Source organism: Syntrophorhabdaceae bacterium (assembly GCA_028698615.1).
GTDB lineage: Bacteria > Desulfobacterota > Syntrophorhabdia > Syntrophorhabdales > Syntrophorhabdaceae > Delta-02.
Window position 1 is genome coordinate 1 of sequence record JAQVWF010000099.1, and the last position, 4120, is coordinate 4120.

Sequence of the window (4120 nt, forward strand, 5' to 3'; positions counted from 1 at the left end):
CGCCTTATCTACTTCCTCGGGAACGGTAAAGCCTCCATCCGGGTCGGAAAGGGTCGATGCCGCCGCCTGTACCTCGATGTCCTTGACGGCCTCGATGCTGCCCCTCATGAGAAACATGAAGGCCTGTGCTTTGGCGATCTTCTCTCTGTCGTTTTGCGGGCTACCGCCCGGAAGCTGTCCCTGGGCAATCGCCGTCTCAATGGCCTCAACCTGTTTCTTCATCTCGGATATGGCGGACAGGTCCTTGTTGATCCGGTCTACCTTTTCAGCCAGAACAACATCGACGCTGCCCTTCGTTTCGAGGGCCTTAATCCTCAGATCATTCGCGGCCTTGAATTCCTCGAAGGCCCTGCCGAGAGCTTCTATTAATTTCTTGAGTTCATCCATCTTACTTTCCTCCTTGAAAAGTTGTGATCATTGCGTTGATACTGCTTTTCAGACTTTCAACATCCCGCCGATCGCCTTCGTTGCCGGTGCTGCGTCCCACAGCTACCGATTTAGCAAAAGAGCGGCTTGCACCTGCATCCCGCAGGGCTCGCTCTATTTCTCGTTCCGTCAGTTCTCCACCTTCTCTGCCACCGTCCAACCCGTCCGGTACATTCGAGAACATGGACAGGTCAAACTGGGCTTTTGCACCCTTGCCGTCGATAACTGTGTCGATAAAGCCCTTTTCCTTCGCCTCCTTCGCAGTCAGCCATGCTTCGTCTTTCATCATCTGGGCGATCTCACGCTTACCGGGAGAGGCGTTCGAGGAATAAATATCGATCATCTGCCCGGACATTTTTTCGAGGATATCGGCAAGTTCACGGAGGGAATACTGGTTGCCCGCAGTGAAAGCGTAGGGTTCGTGGATCATATACATGGTGTTGGCGTAGGCCTGTACTTCCTTGCCAGCGAGGGCTATCACGCTGGCCATGGATGCGGCTATACCCTCGATGCGGGTCACCACCTTGCCGTTATAGGTCTTGAGCGCGTTGAAAATGGCCATGCCGTCAAAAACATCCCCCCCAGGGCTGTTTATGCGGACAGTAACGGTCTTTGCGGTGATCCCCGCGAGAGCGCGGACAAAATCATCGGCGCTGATGAATGGCCAGCCTATCACGTCATAGATCATGATCTCGGTTTCGTCGTCGGAGATTGCCTGGACCTTGAACCAGTCCGGTTTATCAAGAGGCTTGTTCCAAAATCTCGCCACGGCCTCGGCGGTTTTTCTATTCCTGTACTTTAGGTTCATTACCCTTATCCCCCTTGCTGTCCTTCACGGTGCTGGTCCTGGTCCGGTATTCGTCCCCGCCTTCGTAGGGGTTCATATCCATGAATTCCCTTACCTCGTTGGGGCTGTATATCTCGGTATTGACACCAATTTGAAAACCCTCCATCTGGTCTTTGAATGCGGAACGGAGAAGGGCCTTTGTCTCGAACTTCGCGTAATATGTTTTGCGCTCTTCGGGGGTCAGAACGTCCCTGCGGATTGCCTTTTCGTAATTGGTTACATCCGGAGTGACGCCTATGGTCAGATAGTTGATCATGAACTGCTCGGCACTGGCATAGGTCGGGGTCTTGTCGCCTGATTGAACGAGCATCAAGGGTGTACGATAGAGGCCGCAAATCTGCGCCTCGTTCATTTTCATCAACTCAATGTATTGCTGATCGACGAGTTTTATTTCGGGAAAGACGATATCCATGGCCTCATCGATCAAGACAAGATCCCAATGGGTCCCGAGACCTGCCATTTTTTCCTTGAGATTGGCCTTGAGGTTCGAATGTGCCGGGGCGCTAAGGTTCAAGGGGTGTTTGACTACGGCTCCTGGTCTCATTCCTTTGCCAAAGAATTTGCCGAGGTGCCTTACCTGCGCAATTCCGTTCCCCATCGTTTCCCTGGAATACTCAATCGGGTTGACGCCGGTAAAGCCGTCCAGCGTCAAAAGTCCCCGGATATGCATGATCTGATTCTGGTTATATGTCCGGGTTTTTCCGTCCTTAAAACTGATTTCGTAGGTGATAGAGTAATCTTCGTGCTGTTCGCACTTCGTTACCCTGTCCCAACTAATCGGGATAAGCGCCTTTATCGGTCTGCCGGGGAGTTGTGCTTTGTAGGCGATAAAGTTGCCCCTCATGCAGATGAAGGTTTCGACCATGGCCCAAAATTCCGCAGAGGTCATCCATGAATTGGGCTGATCGTGGAGGAGTTCGTACAGGTAGAAGTCCTCGGCCTTATTCCGCATCCGCCCTGATCTCTCCATGATGTGGCACGGAAGTTGCCCTATCGTGGCCGCTCGTACCCTGACACAGTTTTGGACCGTTATGAGGCGCATCGCGGTGTCGGAATTGACAGATACACCCGAGGAGGTGGAGCCCCCGCCGTAAATCTCAAGCAGTTTTTGCTGGATGTATTCTGAGATGCGTGCTTTCGGTGAAAAGTGGTTTTTAAACCATGTTTTTATACTCAATTCATGTCACCCGTCCTCGCGCAAGAAGCGGTAATGCCGTATAGGGACAGGTTACAAATAGAAATGAATTCTATCTAGGTCGTAAAAGGTCGTTATACGTCGAAATGTCCGCGTTTATTTTGGATAAAGAAAAAGCCCCAAACCGTTGAGGAATGGGGCTTCGTGAGGGGGAGGGTTAGAACTGCTCCGGCAACAGCTTTCTCTTTGTCGCTATTCCGATCTCGCACCCAGCACAATCTGAATGTGCACCTGAGTAGTCAAGGCACTCTTGCCGGGTAATAAGGCTCTCCTGTTCGGGGCACTTAACCTTATCTGCTTCGGGATCGCCAAGCATAAGGTCTACGGCGGTTGTATCATCCATGAGATTCATGCGTTGAAGCCCGGTTAATGCACGCTTATTCTTTGAAGAAATTCCGTATGCTGAGACAACGGCATTGATCAGTTTTATCTGTCCTTCAAACTCGCGCTGGGCCGAGGCTATAACATCAAGATTGATCGTGCCCTTGCCCTCCATTAACTTCTTCATCCGTTCGTTGCTTTCCTTGAACATCTGGGTTATTTGATTCATATTCTTTCCTCCATGCTTTGAATTGTTTAAGGGTGCGTTTCATAAGAATTTGTTGACGCTTCAATTCGATCATTTCAGGCGTAATATTATCTCGCATAAACCCATTATCATGGGCGCAAAGATAATTAGCGATGATAGTGTTGGTCAGATTTAAGATTCTTTTCTTTGCTTGTTCATTCCTTTTTTCCCGAAAACCGGGTGTGCTCATCAACTTTGCGTAATACTTTTTCCGTACCTCCTTCGTTCTGCCATGGTTCAATTTTGCTGATAAGGCAGCAGAATCAATCGCTTTTTGTTTGTTATTCTGATAGTATTTAGTCCAAATCATTTTGCGTTTTTCAGGATTATTCAGCGCCCATTGTGATGATTTTTCGTTCATAAGATCTTTATGCTCTACATAATATTTTCTATGACGGATTTTCTGCTTTTCTTTTTGTTCTGGTTTGTCACGAAATTGCTTGATTATATCGGGGTGCTTTTTCTGATACTGTGTTTGTTGAATTACTCTGCATTGTTTGCATATATAGCGCGGCCCATTCCAACCAGTTTTCTTGTTGGTAATCCAGCTCCAAAATTCCTTCGTCAGCGGTTTTTCTTCCCCACACTTCGGGCAGCGTTTGTTTTGCATTGCTATAGCCTTTCAAACTCGCTCGTGGCTTCCTTCAGGTCATTACGTTTTAACTCCATGGCCTGATCAAGCAACTTTTTTGCCGTATCGCCTGATATTACTATCGGGATGGTACTGCCCCCCGAATTATCGGTATGCCACTGTAACACCACATGTATGGCCGGGCCGTCAGGATAATTTAGGTTATGTATTTCTCTCTCTAGGGTGTTGATCTCTTTGGTGATAGCGTTTCCTTTTTCCAATTGCTCCTTTGTCATGATCAATCCTCCTTTTTCTGTGCCCTTATGACCTCTTTTCTCGGAATCCGTGTTACTCCAAAGACCCGGACTGCCTTCAATTTCCCTTCTCCTATCCATCGGCGGACAGTGCGGACGGTGACGGAGAAGTAAACCGCCACTTCATCAGGCCGCAGAAGTTCTTTGTTAGGTAGGGTGCTCAAAATGTCATCACCTCGGCGTTGGGGTCTTCGTAGGC

7 protein-coding genes are annotated in these 4120 nt (G+C 49.0%); all 7 read right to left on the bottom strand.

Going from position 1 to position 4120, the window contains the following annotated elements:
• The coding region (locus PHC90_14630; GenBank protein MDD3847581.1) for a phage major capsid protein at positions 1 to 387 on the bottom strand (387 nt) is incomplete at its 3' end.
• 1 nt (position 388) lies between these two features.
• A complete protein-coding gene (locus PHC90_14635; GenBank protein ID MDD3847582.1) occupies positions 389 to 1234 on the bottom strand; it encodes a Clp protease ClpP in 846 nt (281 codons plus the stop codon).
• Positions 1212 to 2315 (bottom strand): phage portal protein, encoded by a 1104-nt coding sequence (locus tag PHC90_14640; protein ID MDD3847583.1) that lies wholly within the window; start codon positions 2313 to 2315, stop codon positions 1212 to 1214. Before PHC90_14640 ends, PHC90_14635 begins: the two co-directional genes overlap by 23 nt.
• A gap of 310 nt (positions 2316 to 2625) precedes the next feature.
• Positions 2626 to 2964 (bottom strand): hypothetical protein, encoded by a 339-nt coding sequence (locus PHC90_14645; protein MDD3847584.1) that lies wholly within the window; start codon positions 2962 to 2964, stop codon positions 2626 to 2628.
• Positions 2936 to 3646, bottom strand: a complete 711-nt coding sequence (locus PHC90_14650; protein ID MDD3847585.1) for a hypothetical protein — start codon at positions 3644 to 3646, stop codon at positions 2936 to 2938. Before PHC90_14650 ends, PHC90_14645 begins: the two co-directional genes overlap by 29 nt.
• 2 nt (positions 3647 to 3648) lie before the next feature.
• On the bottom strand, positions 3649 to 3903 hold the full coding sequence (locus tag PHC90_14655) for a hypothetical protein (GenBank protein ID MDD3847586.1): 255 nt from the start codon (positions 3901 to 3903) through the stop codon (positions 3649 to 3651).
• Between the two features lie 2 nt (positions 3904 to 3905).
• The coding region (locus PHC90_14660; protein ID MDD3847587.1) for a helix-turn-helix domain-containing protein at positions 3906 to 4120 on the bottom strand (215 nt) is incomplete at its 5' end.